The sequence below is a fragment of the Bradyrhizobium sp. CCBAU 21365 genome (assembly GCF_015291305.1).
GTDB classification, from domain to species: Bacteria; Pseudomonadota; Alphaproteobacteria; order Rhizobiales; family Xanthobacteraceae; genus Bradyrhizobium; species Bradyrhizobium elkanii.
In genome coordinates, this window is the sequence record NZ_CP030036.1 from 9,145,692 (window position 1) to 9,164,858 (window position 19,167).

The window sequence follows — 19,167 nt, forward strand, 5'->3', positions numbered from 1 at the left end:
CCGCTGTACCTTCCAAATGCAAAAGGCTGGAGCCCGATGGGGCCCCAGCCTTCGCAAAACAGGGAGCGGTGGTAATGGGTCCTGGCTTTCGCCAGGACGACAATCTTAACGCTCGGCGGCCTTAGCGCTCGACGAACGCCTTCTCGATCACGAAGTGACCGGGGGTGTTGCCGCTGCCTTCCTTGAAGCCGCGCGTCTCGAACAGCTGCTTCAGCTCTTCCAGCATCGCCGGGCTGCCGCACATCATGATGCGGTCGGTCTCGATATCGAGCGGACCCTGATGCAGATCGGTGAACAGCTGGTTGGAGGTGATCAGATCGGTGATGCGGCCGCGGTTGCGGAACGGCTCGCGCGTCACGGTCGGGTAGTAGGAGAGCTTCTCGGACAGCAGCGGCCCGAACAGCTCGTCGTCGCGCAGCTTGGCGACCAGCTCCTCGCCATAGGCGAGCTCGGAGACCTGGCGGCAGCCATGCACCAGCAGGATCTGCTCGTAGCGATCATAGACCTCGGGGTCCTTGATCAAGCTGGCGAACGGCGCGAGGCCGGTGCCGGTCGACAGCAGCATCAGCCGCTTGCCGGGAATCAGGTTGTCGGTGATCAGCGTGCCGGTCGCCTTGCGGCCGACCAGGATGGTGTCGCCCTCGCGGATCCTCTGCAGCTTGGAGGTGAGCGGGCCGTCCTGCACCTTGATCGAGAAGAACTCGAGCTCTTCCTCGTGATTGGCGCTCGCCATCGAATAGGCGCGCAGCAGCGGCCTTCCGTCGACCTCGAGGCCGATCATGGCAAACTGCCCGTTCTGGAAGCGGAAACCGGAATCGCGGGTCGCCCGGAAGCTGAAAAGCGTATCGGTCCAATGCTGAACGGAAAGAACTTTCTCTCGATAGAACGCGCTCATGGGTTTTCGTTTTCTCGACTGACCAGAATTAGAATAGTTTGATTTCTAGACGGCTCGCGACGGCGCGGAAGTGGCCGAAATCACTGAAGATCTCGCGTGTCCATTGCGCCAATGCAGGAGATAGTCAAGATCAACTGGCGTGCAAATGCGATCTCAGAATGGCAGTCGTTCGATTTCGCGCAGAGGTTCAACCGCGTCATCGTTAACACGTGGTGCTGCACGTAATTTACTTGCTGGGATCGGCATCGATCTGGCAATTAATTGCTACGAAAACCGCGGTGAAGGGAAAATGATCTCGTGGTCCTGATCAGCCAGCGAATCTTCCTGGAAACCATCAAAAAATATTGTTTGGCGCACGCGATTGCCGTCGAGGTGCGGTCCGGCGGCTGGCTGGTCACCATGACCAAGGGCAACGCGCGGCGGCTCGCGATCGGCTATGACGTCGGGCTGAACAGCGCGGTCGCGCATCAGGTCGCCAATGACAAATCGGCCTGCGCGGACGTGCTGGCATTGGCCGGCGTTCCCGCCATTCCGCACACGCTGTTTCTGGGCGCGAAGTTCAGCAAGCACATTCCGGGATCGGACTCGCTGGACGCGATGCAGCGTCTCCTCGAACAGCATCCGCAGGGGCTGGTCGTCAAGCCCAATGAGGGGACCTCCGGCGAGCTTGTCTTCCGCGTCACGACGCGGGCGCAGCTGGAGACGGCGGTTGCGCGCATCCTTGCCGCGCATCCAAGTCTTGCCATCTCGCCCTACGTCGAGATCGCAGACGAGGTGCGCGTGGTGCTGCTCGATGCGCGCGCGCTGATCGTCTACGGCAAGACGCGCCCGTCGGTGGTTGGCGACGGCATCCAGTCGCTGCGCGCGCTGGCGCAGGCGAACGCGACGGCCGAGCAACTCAAGACCATCACCGAGGATTTCGATGCCGCCGCACTCGACGCCGTTCCGCCCGCCGGCGAACGACTTCTGCTCAACTGGCGGCACAACCTCGATGCCGGCGCGGAGCCCGTGCTGCTCGCCGATGACGCGACGCGCGGGGCCTGCGTCGCGCTCGCGATCAGGGCCGCGCAAGCCGTCGGCATCCGCTTCGCCTCGATCGACGTCGTGCGCACGGAGGGCGTGTGGAAAATCCTCGAGGTGAATTCCGGGGTGAAGATGGAAGCGCTGGGGCGCCGGCATCCGGCGCTGGTCGAGGCGGCCTATTCGGCGGCGCTGGACGAAGTGTTCGCGTAGCGTCTCCCCGCCCGATGACGCGGGCTCGACGGCGCTATCCTGCACTGTGAACGCCCGATCAGGCTTGCGGGTGCTCCTTTTCATAGGCGGCGACGATCAGTTCCGATTGCTCGATCTGTGCGGTGAGACGGTCGATCTCGGCTTGCGTCTCTGGAAACACGTCAGCCCCCGCCGTATTTCCGGATTGCAATTCCGCGATCAGCTCCCGGTTCTTCGCAATCTGCTCCCGGTGCCAATCGATTTCAGGATCGTCTTGCATGGGCCACCCGTCGGCGAGAATTACGACGCCAGCTCTCGCAGCAGCATGGGTGGATAAACCGGCTTCTCGAAAAACTTGACGCCCTCGGGCAGCGCGCTGTCCGGGGGCCGACCCGAGATGACCATAACGCGCACACCCGGATCGCAATCGACGGCCAAACGTGCAAGCTCGACGCCATCCATTTTGCCCGTGAGCTTGATATCGGTAACCACCAGCGACGGGTGACGCATCTTGATGGCCAGCGCTGCCGTCTCGGCGTCCTCGCACTGGATGACGTCGAAATGGCCTTCCTGCAACAACAGCGCAATCATGTCGCGCTGGATCGTGTCGTCTTCGACCACAATTGCTATTTGACGAACTGGTCTCGCGTAAGCCATGGCGACCTCCGAACGATCAACCAGAGTTAACGAATGAGGATGTTTATGGTTCTGGTTCCCGCTTCATGAGGGACTGCTCCGGCGAACCTTTGCAAGTTCCAAGCGGAACAACTTTGGAGGTTTCAGCGTCATTGATGGGCGACAAGCCGGACGAGCCGAACGGTTCGAGCCTGAGCAAGGGAATTCTTGCGAGATAGTGCCAGGAGGCAGAGCTCATGAAGAACGCTGTGCAGTCGGATCAGGATTCTTGCGAGCCCTACGGCGCTGACGTGACGGCTGGCGCGACAGGCTATGCGTCCTCTCGACGATCGATCGAGGATCAGGCGCTTGAACGACCCGCGCTCGCCAAGCAGCCCAGGATGCGGCACGAGACGACCGATCCGCTTCGCGCTCGTCTGCCGCACGACGTCATTTCCGAAATGGAAGCAGAGCTGAAGCAACAGGTCGATCGACTTGTCGCCGAACGACATTAGCTGGTGAAGCGACGAGTTCGCCGACTTCAACAGCCGAATCTTGCCTGCCGATGATGCTCCAGAGATCGCGGCGCGTGGACACTCGAAGGAAGATCCCGCCGGATCGACGGAGCTTTGATGGGAGCGATTGGAGCGATTCTTGGGCGCGCGATTTTCCAGGTCATGGTTGTTCTGGCGGCGGTCGGCATCGTTGCCCTCGCATGCATAGCGGTCCGCGGCGGCTGACGCGGGGGACCATGGTGCGGCCGGCACGGAAGCTCTGGCCGTCATTTTGATCGATTCGGCGCCTTGCTCATCCTGCGCAAGGGAGTACGCTTCCGTGCATTGATTGATCCGGAAACAGATTATGCGCAAACTTCTTTTGAGCTTCGTCGCACTGGCGGCGTTCGCCGCCGCCTTCAATCCTCCGGCCGCCAATGCGGTGTTTTGGCGCGGCGTCACGGCCCCGACGAATATCGACATCCACGGCTACCCGATCATCAAGGAGCCGCCTCCGAGCACATGCCAGCTGATCCATGTGAACGGATACTGGGTCCGGCAGTGCCTGGATTTGTCGCGGCGCTATTGGCGGTGAACGATGCCGCGCCGGGATTCAGACCTCTCCCGCGAGGGGAGAGGTCGAAATTCGCGGCTAGAGCATTTTCGGTTCTGATTGAATCAGAACCGAAGCTCTAGATTCTTGTCTTGACGCGTTTTCCTCACGCGAACCGGTGCCCACTTCGCTCGAAAACGCTCTAGTTCGACCCGCCCGGTGAATCGTCGAGCGCCTTGAAGGCCTCTTCGAGCTGCGGCGACAGCGCGACGTTGAGCTTCTCGCCGGTCGGCAGCCGGGCGACGAACCATTTGTTGTAGAGCGGGACGATGTCGCGATTCGAGGCGAGCCTGCGGAACGCGCGCTCGACCACGTCCTTCATCTGCGGCTCGCCCTTGCGGTACATGATGCCGTAGGGGTCGTAGGACAGGTAGTCGCCGGTGACGCGGAATTTGTCCTGCGACTTGTGCCGCGCGATCAGGCCGTAGAGCAGGATGTCGTCGGTCGCGAACGCATCCGCCTTGCCGTCCACAAGCATCTGGTAGGACTGCTCGTGGTCGGGCGCCGTGACGATGTTGAGGCCGAGCTTTTGCTTGGCGTCGACATTGTGCATCGCCTGCTCGTTGGTGGTGCCCTTGGTCACCACCACCGTCTTGCCCTTGAGGTCGGCGACCTGGGTGACCCCCGAGGCTTTCGGCACCATCAGCTTGGTGCCGGCCACGAACATCAGCGGCGAGAACGCGACCAGCTTGCCGCGCTCGGCATTCGCCGTAGTCGATCCGCATTCGAGGTCGATCTTCTTGTCGACGACCGCCGGAATGCGGTCGTCGGAAGTGACCTTGACGTAGTCGACCTTGAGATTGGCGTCGTCGACCTCGGTCCCGATCTCCTCGACGATCGCATCGCACAGCTCGAGGCTGTAGCCGATCGGCCGGTTGGAGTGGTCGAGGAACGAGAACGGCGGCGAACTTTCGCGATAGCCGATCCGCACCGTGTGCGTGGCCTTGATGTTGGCGAGCGTCGGGCTGAGCCCCTCGCCCGCCGGCTGCGCGGAGGCCGGTGCGGCGAGCAGGCTTGCCGCCAGCAGACACGCTGACAGCAGAGGCGCCTCAGCCCGTATCGGCCTCCAGCGGGCGCGATGCATGCATCCCTCCCCTCAATGGCCGGCCATCACGGCGCCGGGCACCGCATCCTGCGGCACCGCGTCGTCGGGCCCGAGCTCGTGCTCGGCCTTCAGCTCGCCCTCCCACTTCGCGACCACGGCGGTCGCCAGCGAGTTGCCGATCACGTTGGTGGCGCTGCGGCCCATGTCGAGGAAGGTGTCGATGCCCATGATCATCAGCAGGCCCGCCTCGGGGATGTTGAACTGCGCCAGCGTCGAGGCGATCACCACCAGCGAGGCGCGCGGCACGCCGGCGACGCCCTTCGAGGTGATCATCAGCGTCGCCAGCATCGCGAGCTGCGTGCCGATCGACATCTCGATGTGGTAGGTCTGCGCGATGAAGATGCTCGCGAAGGTGCAGTACATCATCGTGCCGTCGAGGTTGAAGGAATAGCCGAGCGGCAGCACGAAGGCCGAGATGCGCGAGGAAGCGCCGAACCTGTTCAGCCCCTCCAGCGTCTTCGGATAGGCCGCCTCCGACGAGGCGGTCGAGAACGCGATCATCAGCGGCTCGCGGATCAGCCGCAAGAGATGGCTGTAGCGCGGCCCGATCACGATGAACCCGACGACGACCAGGATGCCCCACAGGATCAGGAGCGAGAGATAGAAGCCGCCCATGAAGACGATGAGCTTCCAGAGCACGCCGAGGCCGTTCTTCGAGACGGTCGCCATGATCGCGGCCCACACCGCGAGCGGGGCGAACAACATCACGTAGCCGGTGACCTTGAGCATGATGTGCGCGAGGTCGTCGATCAGGCTCATGATCGGCTTGGCCCGTTCAGGCATCGCGCCGAGTGCAACCGCGAAGAACACCGCGAACACGACGATCTGCAGAATCTCGTTCTGCGCCATCGCATCCGCGATCGAGGTCGGGATCAGATGGGTGAGGAATTTCTCGATCGAGAACGCCGACACCGGCAGGCCGGTCGACTGCGCCTTGTCGGGCAGCGTGCCGGGGAAGTTGGCGCCGGGCTGCAGCAGATTGACCATCACGAGGCCGAGCAGCAGCGAGACGAAGGAGGCGGAGACGAACCAGCCCATGGTCTTGGCGAAGATGCGCCCGAGCTTGGCGCCGCTTCCCATATGGGCGATGCCGCCGACAAGGGTCGCGAAAACCAGCGGCGCGATGATCATCTTGATCAGGCGCAGGAACAGCATCGCGATCAGGTTGACGTCTGCTGCGATCTCGGCACGGCTGTCAGGAAAGTAGTTGAAGACAATCGTCCCCATCGCGATGCCAAGGACCATCGCAATCAGGATATACTGCGTAAACCTGCTGGACATTCTCTTACCCCCGTAAGTTCCCGGCGAAGGGCAAGTGTGGCAGATTTACGCAGCTACGCAACACGCTTCGCGTCCAGCGCGACTTTGCCGAAACGTTCCCGTTGTGGAATGTCAGCGCGCGGATTAGCGTTCATGCAGCGCACAATCTGTGCAAGGCGCTGCGCGCGTCGCAGTCAATTGCATGCGAAACAACCAACGCCAAGGGAAGGCAAAGGGAAGGCAAAAGGGGGAGACATTGCAATGAACGACACCGTCAATCGCCAGATCCTGCTTGTCGAAAAGCCGACCGGCAAGCTTGGCCCCGAACATTTTCGTCTGACCAAGGGGACGATCCCCACGCCGAAGGACGGCGAGGCGCTGGTGCGGACGCGCTACATCTCGCTCGATGCCGCCAACCGCGCCTGGATGCACGGCGCCACTTACCGCGCTGCGGTGGAAGCCAACACCGTGATGGCCGGCGGCAGCATCGCCGAGGTGATCTCGTCGAAGGATCCCGGCCTGAAGCCCGGCGATATCGTGTTCGGCGACACCGGCTGGCAGGATTATGCCGCCGTGCCCGCCAAGCACCTGGCGAAGATGCCGAAGCTCCAGCCGATGACGCATCTGCTCAGCGTCTACGGCGTTGCCGGCCTGACCGCCTATTTCGGCCTGCTCCATGTCGGCAAGCCCAGGGAAGGCGAGACCGTGGTGGTGTCGGCGGCCGCGGGCTCGGTCGGCTCGATCGTCGGCCAGATCGCTGGGATCAAGGGCTGCCGCGTCGTCGGCATCGCCGGCGGCAAGGACAAGTGCCATTGGCTGACCAGCGAGCTCGGCTTCGACGCCGCGGTCGACTACAAGGACGGCGCCACCTACAAGGCGCTGCGCGCGGCGGCGCCCAAGGGCATCGACGTCTATTTCGACAATGTCGGCGGCGACATTCTGGAAGCCTGCCTGGCGCAGATGAACAATCGCGGCCGGATCGCCTGCTGCGGCGCGATCTCGCAATATGACGGCGTCCCCTCCGCGCACGGCCCGCGCGGCGTGCCCGGCCTGATCGTGGTGAAGCGGCTGATCATGCAGGGCTTCATCGTGATGGATTACATGGACCAACGCGACGCCGCACTCGCCGACCTGCAGTCCTGGGTCGCCTCGGGCAAGCTCAAGGTGCAGGAGGACGTCATCGACGGCATCGAGAACACGCCGCAGGCGCTGATCGGCCTGCTCGCCGGCGAAAACCGCGGCAAGCGCATGGTGAAGGTGTAGCTGGGGAACATCTCCGAACCCGTCATCCCCGCGCAAAGGCTTCGCCTTTGTCGCTGGAGGAGCGCGTAGCGCGTCTCGAAGGATGCACAGCCCGGCTGGTGGCCGTCGACCCTTCGAGACGGCCGCTTCGCGGCCTCCTCAGGGTGACGGTGTAAGAGTTGTAGCGAGTGGCTTCCCAACGTCGTCGTCCTGGCGAAAGCCAGGACCCATAACCACCGAATTCGATTGAGAGTGCGATAGTGGCCCCGGCGTCACACAACAACAAGCGGTTGGGGTAAATGGGTCCTGGCTTTCGCCAGGACGACGGTGAATACATTCACATTCTCTCAGGGTGACGGGGAGAGATCTGAATGCACTCGGCACCAAACTTAATGCGCCGTGCCCGACGCCTGCGGTGCAGCTTGCGGCGCCGTCTTGCCCTTTTTCGCCTTGCGCCAGTTCTCGAAACCCTGCACCACGACGAAGAACGCCGGCACGAACAGCACGGCGAGGCAGGTCGAGGCGATCATGCCGGAGAACACGGTGATGCCGATCGACTTGCGGGCGTTGGCGCCGGCGCCGGTCGCGATCACCAGCGGCAGCACGCCGAGGATGAAGGCAAACGACGTCATCAGGATCGGCCGGAATCGCGCGCGCGCCGCGTCGATGGCCGAATCCAGCACCGACCGTCCGTCGCGCAGATGACGCTCCAGCGCAACCTCGACGATCAGGATCGCGTTCTTGGCCGACAGCGCGATCAGCAGGATGGTGCCGATCTGGGTGTAGAGGTTGTTCTCGATATTCAGGCTCAGCAACACCAGCGTCGGGCCGAGCAGCGACAGCGGCACGGCCAGGATCACCGAGATCGGCGCGTACCAGCTCTCATATTGTCCGGCGAGCACGAGATAGACCAGGAGCAGCGCCAGCGCGAACACATAGTAGATCTGGCTGCCGACCTCCTTCTCCTGGTACGACATCGCCGTCCACTCGAAGCCCGAGCCGGGCGGCAGCGTCTTTGCCGCGATCTCTTCCATCAACGCCATCGACTGGCCGGACGAGTAACCCTGCGCCGGCAGCCCGATGATGGAGGCGGACGGATAGAGGTTGTAAAGGCTGATCAGCGACGGTCCGATCGAGGGCGTGATCCTGGCGACCGTGCCGAGCGGGATCATGTCGCCGTTGCTGTTGCGCACCATCATGTTCTCGATGTCGCGCAGGCTCAGGCGGTACTGTGCGTCGGCCTGGGTATAGACCTGGAAGGTGCGGCCGAACTTGGTGAACTGGTTGACGTAGCTGGCGCCGAGATAGGTCGACAGCGCCGCGAAGATCTGGTCGGGGGTGACGTGCAGGGTCTGCGTCTTGATGCGATCGACGTCGACGTCGAACTGCGGCACCATCGAGCGGAACGACGACTGGACCCGCTGCAGCGCGCTCTGGGTCTGCGCATTGGCCACGATCGCGCCGGTGACCGCCTGCAGCTTGCCGTAATCGGCATTGCCGTCGCGCAGCTCGACCTGCATGGCAAAGCCGGCGGCGTTGCCGATGCCCTGGATCGGCGGCGGCGGGATCACCAGGATGCGCGCCTCCGGGATCACCGCGAGCTTGTCGTTGAGCCCATAGACCAGCGAACGCAGGTCCTCGCCCGGCCCGCGCGCGCCCCAGTCCTTCAGGATCAGATAGGCGACGCCGGCATTGGCGAGGCTCGAGGAGTTGTCGAGCGCCGAGATGCCGGCGATGCTGACCACCTGGTCGACGCCGGGGGTCTTGCCGGCGATCCTGGTGACCTCGTCGAGCACGTGCTGGGTGCGGTCGAGGGCCGCGCCGTCGGGCAATTGCACCGCGGCGAGCAGATAACCCTGGTCCTCGATCGGAATGAATCCGGTCGGCACCCGCGACAGGCCGTAGCCGGCAAGCCCGATGATGACGAGCGCAACGGCGACCGAGGTCTTGGCATGCCCGGCGATGCCGCTGACCAGCCGGGTGTAGCCGCGCTCCAGCCGGTCATAGACCGCGTTGAAGCCGCGATAGAAGAAGTTGCGCTGCTCGGGCGGAGCGGGGGGACGCAGCCATAGCGCGCATTGTGTCGGCTTCAGCGTCGCGGCATTGACGGCGCTGAGCAGCGCGGTGGCGGCGATCACCAGCGCGAATTGCGCGTACATCCGTCCGGTCAGCCCGGGCAGGAACGCCGCCGGCAAAAACACCGAGATCAAGACCAGCGTGATGCCGACGATCGGCGCGAACAACTCGTCCATCGCCTTGATCGCGGCGTCGTGGCCCGACATGCCGCGCTCGATATTGTGCGCCGCGCCCTCGACCACGACGATGGCGTCGTCGACCACGATGCCGATCGCCAGCACGATCGCAAACAGCGTCGACAGGTTGATGGTGAAGCCGAGCGCGGCCATGGCCGCGAACGCGCCGATGATCGTGACCGGCACGGTGGTTGCCGGCACCAGCATCGCCCGCCAGTCCTGCAGGAAAACCAGGATCACGACCAGCACCAGGAGGCCGGCCTCGAACAGGGTCTTGTAGACCTCCTCGATCGAGGCGTTGACGAATTTGGTGGTGTCGAACGGCGTGTCGTATTTGATGTCCTGCGGGAACTGCTTGGCGAGCTCCGCCATCTTCTTCTCGACGGCCTTCTCGACCTGCAAGGCATTGGCGCCCGGCGACTGGAACACGCCGATGCCGGTCGCGGGCTTCTGGTTCAGCGAGAAGATCTGGCTGTAGGTCTGCGCGCCGAGTTCGACCCAGCCGACGTCGCGCACCCGGGTGACGTCGCCGACATTGCCTGTCTTCACGATGATGTCCTCGAACTGGCTCTTGTCGTCGAGCCGGCCGTTGACGTTCAGCGTGTACTGGAACGCCTGGCCCGCCGGCGTCGGCGGCGCGCCGACCTGGCCGGCGGTGACCTGCTGGCTCTGCTGCTGGATCGCCTGGATGACGTCCTGCGGCACCAGCCCGCGCACCTGCAGCTTGTTCGGATCGAGCCAGACCCGCATCGAATACTGCCCGGCGCCGAACACCGTGACGTTGCCGACGCCCGGAAGGCGCGACAGCTCGTCCCGGATGTTGATGGTGGCGTAGTTCGACAGGAACAGGCTGTCATAGGTCTCGTTCGGCGAGGTCAGCGTCACGAACAGCAGGATCGAGGTCGACCGCTTCTGGACCGTGACGCCCTGGTTCTGCACCGAGGTCGGCAGCTGCGACAGCGCGCTGGAGACACGGTTCTGCACCAGCACCTGCGCGAAATTGAGATCGGTGCCGATCTTGAAGGTCACCGTGAGCGTATAGGTGCCGTCGGCGCCGCTGTAGGACTGCATGTACAGCATGTCCTCGACGCCGTTGACCTGCTGCTCGATCGGCAGCGCCACGGTATCGACCACCGTCTTGGCCGAGGCGCCGGGATAGCGCGTCGTCACCTGCACCGTCGGCGGCACCACGTCGGGATATTGCGCGACTGCAAGATTGTACAGCGCCACGCCGCCGATCAGGATCATCAGGATCGCGATGACGTTGGAAAGGACCGGGCGCTCGATGAAGAATTTCGAGATCATGGCGCGTGCGTCCTATTTGGCGGCTGTCGGCGCCGCGTCGGCCTTCTGCACCTGCGGATCGACCTTCTGCCCGGGGATCGCGCGCAGCAATCCGGCGGTCACGATGCGGTCGTCCGGCTTGAGGCCGCTTTCGATGACGCGCAGCCCCTCATCGAGCGGGCCGGTTGTCACCTTGCGCTGCTCGACCACATTCTCGGCATTGACGACCAGCACGTAGCGGCCGGCCTGGTCGCTGCCGATCGCGACGTCGGGCACCAGCAGCGCGTCGTCCTGCTTTTCGAACGGCACGCGAACGCGGACATAGAAGCCGGGCAGCAAGGTCCGGTCCGGATTTGGGAACACGCCGCGGACCGCGAGCGTGCCGGTCGACTGGTTGAGGGTCGGCGAGATGTAATCGAGCTTGCCCTTGTGCGGATAGCCGGTCTCGGTCTGCAGGCCGACCTCGACCGGCAACTGCCTGAGTTCGTTGACCGTCAGACCACGACGGCGCGCTTCATCCCGCACCCGCTGCACGTCCTGTTCGTTGACGTTGAAATTCACATAGATCGGATCGAGCTGCACGATGGTGGCAAGCTGGGTCGGCGATGCCACGCCGACCAGCTCGCCGACCGACACAAGGTGGTTGCTGACGATGCCGTCGAACGGCGCGGCGACGTTGGTGTAGCCGTAGTTGACCGCGGCGATCCTGGTGTTGACCTGGGCCTGCTGCAGGCTGGCCTGGGCGTTGTCCCGGGTGGAGGTCGAGGTATCAAGGGTCGCCTGCGAGACCGCCTGCCGCTGCACCAGATCGGTCTGCCGCTTGAAGTCGAGCTCGGCCTGCTTCAGCGTCGCCTGCGCGCCGACCTCTGCGGCCTGCGCCTGTTCCAGCTTCAGCTTGTAGGTCTCCGGCTCGATCGTGAACAGCGTGGTCCCCTCCTTCACGAAAGAGCCGTCCTGATAGTTGATCGCCTGCAGAAAGCCCTGCACGCGCGCGACCAGATCGACGGTCTGGATCGGCGCGGTGTTTCCGGTGGCGTCCAGATAACGTGTGATCGCGCGCTGCACCGGCGGCGCAACCTCGACCTTGGGCGGCGGCGGTGCAACAAAACTGTTTTGCTCGCAGGCACTTAAACTGACGAAGGCCGATACGACGAACGCGATGCGCGCAAGCGGTGCATTTCGCAGCCGCACAAAACTGCTCCGACCGAAATGTGCCGACGCGCGCGCATGCCTCATTTCCGAGCCTCGATTCAAATGACCAAATTCAAAGATCTCGTGACGGGCAAAAAATCCGCCTGCTTCATCCATAGCAACAATCCGCTTGCGGCGGAACTCGAAAGCGAAAATGATGTCGCGCGCCGAGGTTGTTACAACAAAGACTTTTCAGAACTCAGTTCAGTTGAGCCGGACGCATCCGGCGCGACCAGAGGATTTATTCAGATGATCAATGCGTTGACACGAGCAACGAAGCTGTCCGCATGTCTTGCGCTTGCGGCATTCATGAGCACCGCACCGGTCTTGTCGCAGGCGCCGACGCAGCGCGACGCCATCAAGTCGCAATGTCGCAACGACTACATCGCCCACTGCTCCAGCGTACCGCCGGGCGGCGAAGCCTCGCTGCAATGTCTGCAGAAGAACATGGCGAGCCTCGGGCCGGGCTGCGCCAGCGCGGTGAAGGCCGTCGAAGCGCCCGCCGCCGCACCGAAGGCAGACTCTGCGCCCGCGGCGGCCAAGACCGAAGCTGCTCCGGCGGCAACGGCCAAGCCTGCCACCGAAGCCGCCGCACCGAGGGCGGCCGGGACGCCGTCCAACGCGCAGATCTCCGCGGTCCGCAGCGCATGCCGCTCCGATTATCCCAAGGTTTGCGCGGGCGTGCCGACCGGCGGCGCGCCGGCGCTGCAGTGCCTCGAAAAGAACAAGGGCAAGCTTTCGCTGGCCTGCGAGAAGGCCGTGGCCGCCGCCGGTGGCGGTGCCGCCGCGCCGGCCGCGGGCGCTGCAGCGACGACGGCAGCGCCAGCCGCGGCGCCGGCCGTGATCGCGTTGCGGCCACTGCGGCCGCGCGAAGAGTTGCTCGTGCTGCGCTCGGCCTGCGGCGCCGACGTCCGCTCGATCTGTGGCGGCGTCCAGCCGGGCGGCGGGCGGATCGTGCAGTGCCTCGCGACCAATGCCGGCTCGCTGTCGCCGGCGTGCCGCGACGTGCTGGCGCCGTTCGCGGCGCGGTAATCCTGTCGTCACGCGATCGACCGGAAAAGGGGAGCGAACAATGCTGCGCATTATCCTGACCACCGCGCTGCTCTGCGGCGCAACCGCCGCCTACGCCCAGGAGCTGACATCAGCGCAACGCGACGCCTGCATGGGTGATTACGAGAAGTTTTGCAAAAGCGTGACGCCCGGCGGCGGCCGCATCATCGCCTGTCTCGCCAAGCAGAGCGACAAGCTGGCGCCCGCCTGCAAGAAGGTGCTGGCGGAAGCGGAAAAGAAATAGCCGCGCAGGCGGTGAGACGACATGTGCCCGGCGATCGCCGGGGCACGGAACCGTAGCACTTTGTTGTCACCTACAGGGCAAGCATACCTCACCCGGGAGAGGGAATTTCATGCGTTCAATAGTGCTGATCGCCGCAGCCCTGCTGTCCTTTGCCGCGACCATGATCTTTGAGTCCTCCGACGCCAACGCGGTCGTTTGCGCGCGCGGCGTCTATCGCGCCGGCTGCGCCGGTCCCAACGGTGCGGTCGTCGCCCGCAAACCCGTCGCCGCCGGCTGCCGCTGGGTGTGGGTCGACGGGGTCAAGGTCCGCCGCTGCTACTGAGACTTTCAGCCCCAGGCGGCTAGTCGCCGCGCGCATTTTCCCTCTGGCGTTCCCGCCAGAGGGCGATTAGTCTGGGCTCAAATTGTAAGTACACTGTCAATCTGGGAGGCAGACGTTGCGGATCGCCGTGATCGGCGGAGGGCCCGGCGGGCTCTATTTCGCCTATCTCTGGAAGAAGCGTCATCCCGACGCCGAGATCGACCTGTTCGAGCAGAACGCCGCCGGCGCCACCTGGGGCTTCGGCGTGGTGTTCTCCGAGCAGGCGCTGGACTTCCTGCGCGCCGACGACCGCGAGACGGTCGACGCCATCGCCCCGCTTATGGAGAGCTGGAAGAACATCACCCTCAATCTGCGCGGCGAGAGCGTCGAGATCGACGGCGTCGGGTTCTCCTCGATCGGCCGGCTGGCGCTGCTGACGATCCTGCAGGAGCGCGTCCGCAGCACAGGCGTCACGCCGCGCTTCGACACCGTGGTGCAGTCGGTCGACCAGCTCGCAGGTTACGACCTGATCGTCGCCGCCGACGGGCTGAACTCGATGGTCCGCCGCGGCTATGAGTCCGCCTTCGGCGCGTCGGTCTCGCAGTCCTCAAACAAGTTCGCCTGGTACGGCACCACGAAAACCTTCGCGACGCTGTCGCAGACCTTCGTGGCGACCGAGCGCGGCAGCTTCAACGCCCATCACTATCGCTATGCGAAGGACATGAGCACCTTCCTGGTCGAATGCGACGCGGCGACCTGGGCGGCCTATGGCTTCGCCGACAAGAGCATCGAGGAGTCGCAGGCGATTTGCGAAGACGTGTTCGCAGCGACGCTGGACGGCCACCGGCTGATCTCGAACAAATCGGTGTGGCGCAATTTCCCGTGGATCTGGAACGAGCGCTGGTCGCACGGCAACATGGTGCTGGTCGGCGACGCACTGCATTCGGCGCATTTCTCGATCGGCTCGGGCACGCGGCTTGCGATCGAGGATGCGATCGCACTGACCAAGGCGCTGGAGACCGAGAGCGGCATCGCCACCGCGCTTGCCCGCTACGAGAGCGAGCGCAAGCCGATCGTGAAGAAGCTCGTCACCGCGGCGCGGACGAGTGCCGACTGGTACGAGCATTTCCCCGCGCACATGAAGCTCGATCTGATGGATTTCGCCTACAGCTACATCACCCGCTCCGGCCGGATCGATGACGCGCGGCTGCGCGCGATGTCGCCCGCCTTCATGGCCCGCTACGCAGCCGCAAAGGGACAATCATGACCGGGATCGCCGACCAGGTTCCGCTGGACAATCCCGGTGCGCGCGAGATCGGCTTTACGATCTCCGAGCGCTACAACGCGAGCTGCATCCTGTTCGACAATCTCGGCAACGGGAATGCCGAGCGCCTGGCGCTGACCGGCCCGGCCGGCACGCGGACCTATCGCGAGCTCTGCACTGAGGCCGCACGCTGGGGCCACGCCTTCCGGTCGCTTGGACTGCAGCGCGGCGACCGCATCCTGCTGTTCCTCGACGATACCCCGGCCTATCCCGCGGCATTCTTCGGCGCGGTGCGTGCCGGCTTCGTGCCGCTCTTGATCAACACGCTGACCACGCCCGAGCTGCTGCAATTCTACCTGTCCGACGCCGGCGCGCAGGTCGCCGTCACCGATGCGGAATTCTGTGCGCGCTTCAACGCGGAAGCCTGCAAGGACACGCCGCTGCGCACGCTGGTCGTGGTCAACGGCGCCGCCGGCGATCACGCCGTCGCCGAGGCGCGCAACGCCGGCGACTGGCTGCAAGGATTTCCGATCGAGCTCGACGCGCCCGACACCCACCGCAACGAGATGGCGTTCTGGATGTATTCGTCCGGGTCGACCGGCCGTCCCAAGGGCATCGTGCATCTGCAGCACGACATGGCCTATAGCGAGCGCGCCTTTGCCCGCAATGTGCTGAACCTAGAGCCCGGTGACATCTGCTTCTCGGTGCCGAAGATCTTCTTCGCCTACGGTTTCGGCAATTCGATCACGTTTCCCTTCTCGGTCGGCGCCGCGACGCTGCTGCTGCCGGGCCAGCCGAAGCCGGCTGCGATCTTCGCGGCGATCGGACAATATCGCCCGACCGTGTTCTTCGGCCTGCCGACGCTCTACATCTCGCTGACCAAGGCCGAGGGCGCCGAGCAGACCGATTTCTCGTCGCTGCGAATGGCGGTCTCGGCCGCCGAGGTGCTGTCGGCCGATGTGTTCAACGGCTGGAAGCGGCTCACCGGGCTCGAGATCATCGAAGGCCTCGGCTCGACCGAAGTGCTGCACGTCTATCTCAGCAACCGCGCGGAACGAAAGAAGCTCGGCGCCGCCGGCCTGCGCGTGCCCGGCTACGAGATCATGCTGCGCGACAGCGACGGCCGCGAGGTCGGCGACAATGAGGAAGGCATCTTGTGGGTGCGCGGCGATTCCGCGACGCCACTGTACTGGAACCGGCCGGACAAGACCGTCGAGACCGTGCGCGAGGACGGCTGGATCTACACCGGCGACCGCTTCATGCGCGACAGCGACGGCTTCCACTTCTTCCGCGGCCGCGCCGACGATCTGATCAAGATCTCCGGCCAGTGGGTCTATCCGCTGGAAGTCGAGCTCTGTCTCGCCGATCACCCCGACGTCCGCGAATGCGCCGTCTACGCCGCCGAATTGCCCGACCGGCGCATGACGCTGCGCGCCGTGGTTGTCATGAACAAGGCCGGCTTCGACACGGCCGAAACGACGCGGCGGCTGCAGGATTACGTCAAGACGAAGCTGTTGCCGTACAAATATCCGCGCGAGGTCAAATTCATCGACGAGCTGCCGAAGACCGGCACCGGCAAGATCGACCGGCAGGCGGTGATGCGGATGTGAGGGCGCGTTTCGTAGGGCGCGGCGGCCAAAAATTCGGTGTCGTCCTGGCGAAAGCCAGGACCCATAACCACGAATAGTCCTTGTTGAGGTAAGCTGGGGCCCCAGCCTTCGCACCACACACATCTGTGGTTATGGGTCCTGGCTTTCGCCAGGACGACGACTGAAGATGTGGCAATTGCTCGTCTACATTAGCCACCGGCGGCTACGCCTTCAGCCCCGTCCCACCATACAGCCAGGCGATATCGTCGCACCACTCGGCCTGCGACTTCGCGCTCATGATCGCGTTGCGGATGCGGGCGTGCTCGCCCGAGGGATGGTAGACGTGTTCGCCGATCGCGCGTGACATCAGCTGCACGCGGGCAGTGCGCGGGAAGCGCTGCGCGCTGTAGGCCTCAAGCGCCATAGCCTGATCATCGTGACTGGCCAGCATGTGCGACAGGCAGACCGCGTCCTCCATCGCCTGGCAGGCGCCCTGCGCGAAATATTGCAGCATCGGATGCGCGGCGTCGCCGAGCAGCACCACGCGGCCGTCGATCCACTGCGCGTTCGGATCGCGGTCGCACAGCACCCAGAGCTTCCAGTTGGTGCCGTGGCGGATGATGTTCTGCGCCCGCTCATGGACGTGGGTAAAACCCTTCATCACCTCGGCTTCGGACACCGGCTTGCCCGCGACCGGCTCCGGCGCATTGTTGTGATAGGTGACGACGAGGTTGAACACCTTCCAGCCCGACAACGGGTAATGCACGATGTGGCATTTCGGGCCGGCCCATAGCGTGGCCGCGTTCCAGCGCAGATCCTCCGGCATCTGCTCGGTCGGAATCACCGAGCGATAGGTGGTGTGGCCGGAGACGCGCGGCGGGCCATCGGCCGTGACCTGCTTGCGGATGTTCGACCACAAGCCATCGGCGCCGATCAGAAGACGGCCGGTGATCCGCTCGCCACCGGCGAGCTTTGCGGTCACGGACGAGCCATCCTGCTCGTAGCCTGTCACCTCGCTGGACACGCGCAGTTCGATCAGCTCGTGATTTTGGCAGGCGCGCAGGAACACGCCGTGCAAATCGCCGCGATGCACCACGGCATAGGGATTGCCGAACCGAGCGCGGAAGGCATCGCCGAGATCGATATGGGTGATCTCATCGGCGGTCAGCGCATCCATCAGCCGGAGCTGGTCGATATAGACCGCCATGTTGCGCGCGGCCTCGCCGACGCCGAGATAGTCGAAGGCGTGGAACGCGTTCGGCCCAAGTTGGATGCCGGCGCCGATCTCACCGAGCGCTGAGGCCTTCTCCAGCAGGATGGAGCGAATGCCCTTCTGCGCGAGGCCGAGCGCGACGGCGAGACCGCCGATGCCGCCGCCCGCGATCAGGACCGGTCTCGTCTGCGCCATCAGCCCGACCTCCCGAGATGCTCAAGCGCATCCTCGGCGCGCAGCGGCACCCGCGAGGCCTCATTGTTGAGGTCGACGAGTTGGGTCAACAGCGCCAGCAACGTCTTGCGGTCGGCCGGCTTCAGCGGCTGCAGCATCCGCGCCTGTGCCTTGTCGACCGAGGGCATGATATCGCTCAGCACCGCCGCGCCGGCCTTGGTGAGATAGAGCAGCTTGACACGCTTGTCCTCGGGCGCCGGCTTGCGCACGATGAACTCCTTGGCCTGCAGCCGCTCGATCACGTTGCCGAGCGTGGAGCGATCGAACGCGATCACCGCCGAAAGCCTTGTGGCGTCGATGCCGGGATGGGTCGAGATCGTGACCAGCGCGGCATATTGCACCGGCGTCAGGTCGAATGCCTTGCACTCCTCGATGAACAGCGCGACCGCGATCTGCTGCATCCGCCGGAACAGGTAGCCGGGCGCGGTGTAGACCGCGTCCATCGTGACGGGCGTTGGCTTGTTATTCGGCATCGGGCTGCTTGTCCGGGGCGGCGTCGGCGAACGCCTTGACCTGTTTGGCCGCGGCCTCGGCCTTGAGCAGGCGCGGATAGGCCGAGACGTCGACGCCGAAGCGCCGCGCATTGGCGAGCTGCGGCACCAGGCAGAGATCGGCAAGCGTCGGCTGGTCTCCAAAGCAGAACGGGCCGGACTCCGCCGCGATCAGGGTCTCGCAGGCCGACAGTCCCTCGCGATTGGCCCAGGCCGCCCATTCGGTCACCTGCGCTTCGGGAAGGCCGAGCTGACGCAGCCGCGCCAGCACCTTCAAATTCTGCACCGGATGGGTGTCGCAGGCGATCGCCTGCGCGAACGCCCGCACCTTGGCGCGCCGCAGCGGATCGTTCGGCAGCAGCGGCGGATTGGGATTGGTCTCGTCGAGCCATTCGATGATCGCGAGCGACTGGGTGAGGATCGCGCCGGCGTCGCTCTCCAGGGTCGGCACCAGCCCCTGCGGATTGATCGCGAGATAGGCCGGCGCGCACTGCTCGCCCTTGCGCAGATGATGCGGCAGATGCTCGGACGTGAGCCCCTTCAGGTTGAGGGCGATCCGGACCCGGTAGGACGCGCTGCTCCGGAAATAGCCATGCAGCTTCATCGGAACCTCCCTTG

18 protein-coding genes are annotated in these 19,167 nt (G+C 64.5%); 7 read left to right on the plus strand and 11 right to left on the minus strand.

Annotated elements, in window-relative coordinates; all coding sequences use genetic code 11:
• Window positions 1–121 precede the first annotated feature (121 nt).
• Entirely contained in the window at window positions 122–895 is a 774-nt protein-coding gene (locus XI02_RS43315) for a ferredoxin--NADP reductase (RefSeq protein WP_016840601.1), read from the minus strand.
• Between the two features lie 297 nt (window positions 896–1,192).
• Here XI02_RS43315 and XI02_RS43320 point away from each other — a divergent pair, with 297 nt between their 5' ends.
• Entirely contained in the window at window positions 1,193–2,128 is a 936-nt protein-coding gene (locus tag XI02_RS43320; RefSeq protein ID WP_172646441.1) for a RimK family alpha-L-glutamate ligase, read from the plus strand.
• A gap of 58 nt (window positions 2,129–2,186) precedes the next feature.
• On the opposite strand, the gene XI02_RS43325 is transcribed toward XI02_RS43320, so the two are convergent.
• The 5 genes from XI02_RS43325 to XI02_RS43345 form a co-directional block, all read right to left on the minus strand.
• A complete protein-coding gene (locus XI02_RS43325; RefSeq protein ID WP_016840598.1) occupies window positions 2,187–2,387 on the minus strand; it encodes a hypothetical protein in 201 nt (66 codons plus the stop codon).
• Between the two features lie 20 nt (window positions 2,388–2,407).
• The gene (locus tag XI02_RS43330) at window positions 2,408–2,764 is read right to left on the minus strand and encodes a response regulator (protein ID WP_244980897.1); all 357 of its coding nucleotides are present in this window, start codon (window positions 2,762–2,764) and stop codon (window positions 2,408–2,410) included.
• A gap of 128 nt (window positions 2,765–2,892) precedes the next feature.
• Window positions 2,893–3,699 (minus strand): hypothetical protein, encoded by an 807-nt coding sequence (locus XI02_RS43335; RefSeq protein WP_244980896.1) that lies wholly within the window; start codon window positions 3,697–3,699, stop codon window positions 2,893–2,895.
• A 272-nt stretch (window positions 3,700–3,971) separates the two neighbouring features.
• On the minus strand, window positions 3,972–4,913 hold the full coding sequence (locus tag XI02_RS43340) for an amino acid ABC transporter substrate-binding protein (protein ID WP_172646440.1): 942 nt from the start codon (window positions 4,911–4,913) through the stop codon (window positions 3,972–3,974).
• Between the two features lie 12 nt (window positions 4,914–4,925).
• Window positions 4,926–6,215, minus strand: a complete 1,290-nt coding sequence (locus tag XI02_RS43345; RefSeq protein ID WP_026191970.1) for a dicarboxylate/amino acid:cation symporter — start codon at window positions 6,213–6,215, stop codon at window positions 4,926–4,928.
• Window positions 6,216–6,455: 240 nt separating this feature from the next.
• Here XI02_RS43345 and XI02_RS43350 point away from each other — a divergent pair, with 240 nt between their 5' ends.
• On the plus strand, window positions 6,456–7,457 hold the full coding sequence (locus XI02_RS43350) for an NADP-dependent oxidoreductase (RefSeq protein ID WP_172646439.1): 1,002 nt from the start codon (window positions 6,456–6,458) through the stop codon (window positions 7,455–7,457).
• A gap of 368 nt (window positions 7,458–7,825) precedes the next feature.
• Here the strand turns inward: XI02_RS43350 and XI02_RS43355 are convergent, their stop codons facing one another.
• The gene (locus tag XI02_RS43355; protein ID WP_172646438.1) at window positions 7,826–10,993 is read right to left on the minus strand and encodes an efflux RND transporter permease subunit; all 3,168 of its coding nucleotides are present in this window, start codon (window positions 10,991–10,993) and stop codon (window positions 7,826–7,828) included.
• A 12-nt stretch (window positions 10,994–11,005) separates the two neighbouring features.
• Entirely contained in the window at window positions 11,006–12,163 is a 1,158-nt protein-coding gene (locus tag XI02_RS43360) for an efflux RND transporter periplasmic adaptor subunit (protein ID WP_172646437.1), read from the minus strand.
• A gap of 249 nt (window positions 12,164–12,412) precedes the next feature.
• Here XI02_RS43360 and XI02_RS43365 point away from each other — a divergent pair, with 249 nt between their 5' ends.
• The 5 genes from XI02_RS43365 (at window position 12,413) to XI02_RS43385 (ending at window position 16,632) form a co-directional block, all read left to right on the plus strand.
• The gene (locus XI02_RS43365) at window positions 12,413–13,195 is read left to right on the plus strand and encodes a cysteine rich repeat-containing protein (RefSeq protein ID WP_194483340.1); all 783 of its coding nucleotides are present in this window, start codon (window positions 12,413–12,415) and stop codon (window positions 13,193–13,195) included.
• Between the two features lie 40 nt (window positions 13,196–13,235).
• On the plus strand, window positions 13,236–13,457 hold the full coding sequence (locus XI02_RS43370) for a cysteine rich repeat-containing protein (RefSeq protein WP_172646436.1): 222 nt from the start codon (window positions 13,236–13,238) through the stop codon (window positions 13,455–13,457).
• A 109-nt stretch (window positions 13,458–13,566) separates the two neighbouring features.
• The gene (locus XI02_RS43375; protein ID WP_194483341.1) at window positions 13,567–13,779 is read left to right on the plus strand and encodes a hypothetical protein; all 213 of its coding nucleotides are present in this window, start codon (window positions 13,567–13,569) and stop codon (window positions 13,777–13,779) included.
• A gap of 115 nt (window positions 13,780–13,894) precedes the next feature.
• A complete protein-coding gene (locus XI02_RS43380; protein ID WP_172646434.1) occupies window positions 13,895–15,025 on the plus strand; it encodes an FAD-dependent monooxygenase in 1,131 nt (376 codons plus the stop codon).
• The gene (locus XI02_RS43385) at window positions 15,022–16,632 is read left to right on the plus strand and encodes a benzoate-CoA ligase family protein (protein WP_244980895.1); all 1,611 of its coding nucleotides are present in this window, start codon (window positions 15,022–15,024) and stop codon (window positions 16,630–16,632) included. The genes XI02_RS43380 and XI02_RS43385 overlap by 4 nt, the downstream gene beginning before the upstream one ends.
• Before the next feature lie 202 nt (window positions 16,633–16,834).
• Here the strand turns inward: XI02_RS43385 and XI02_RS43390 are convergent, their stop codons facing one another.
• The 3 genes from XI02_RS43390 to maiA are packed head-to-tail and all read right to left on the minus strand — an operon-like array spanning window position 16,835 to window position 19,153.
• Entirely contained in the window at window positions 16,835–18,019 is a 1,185-nt protein-coding gene (locus tag XI02_RS43390) for a 3-hydroxybenzoate 6-monooxygenase (protein WP_172646433.1), read from the minus strand.
• On the minus strand, window positions 18,019–18,531 hold the full coding sequence (locus XI02_RS43395; RefSeq protein ID WP_026191972.1) for a MarR family winged helix-turn-helix transcriptional regulator: 513 nt from the start codon (window positions 18,529–18,531) through the stop codon (window positions 18,019–18,021). The genes XI02_RS43390 and XI02_RS43395 overlap by 1 nt, the downstream gene beginning before the upstream one ends.
• The gene (maiA, locus tag XI02_RS43400) at window positions 18,521–19,153 is read right to left on the minus strand and encodes a maleylacetoacetate isomerase (RefSeq protein WP_172646432.1); all 633 of its coding nucleotides are present in this window, start codon (window positions 19,151–19,153) and stop codon (window positions 18,521–18,523) included. Before maiA ends, XI02_RS43395 begins: the two co-directional genes overlap by 11 nt.
• Window positions 19,154–19,167: the final 14 nt, after the last annotated feature.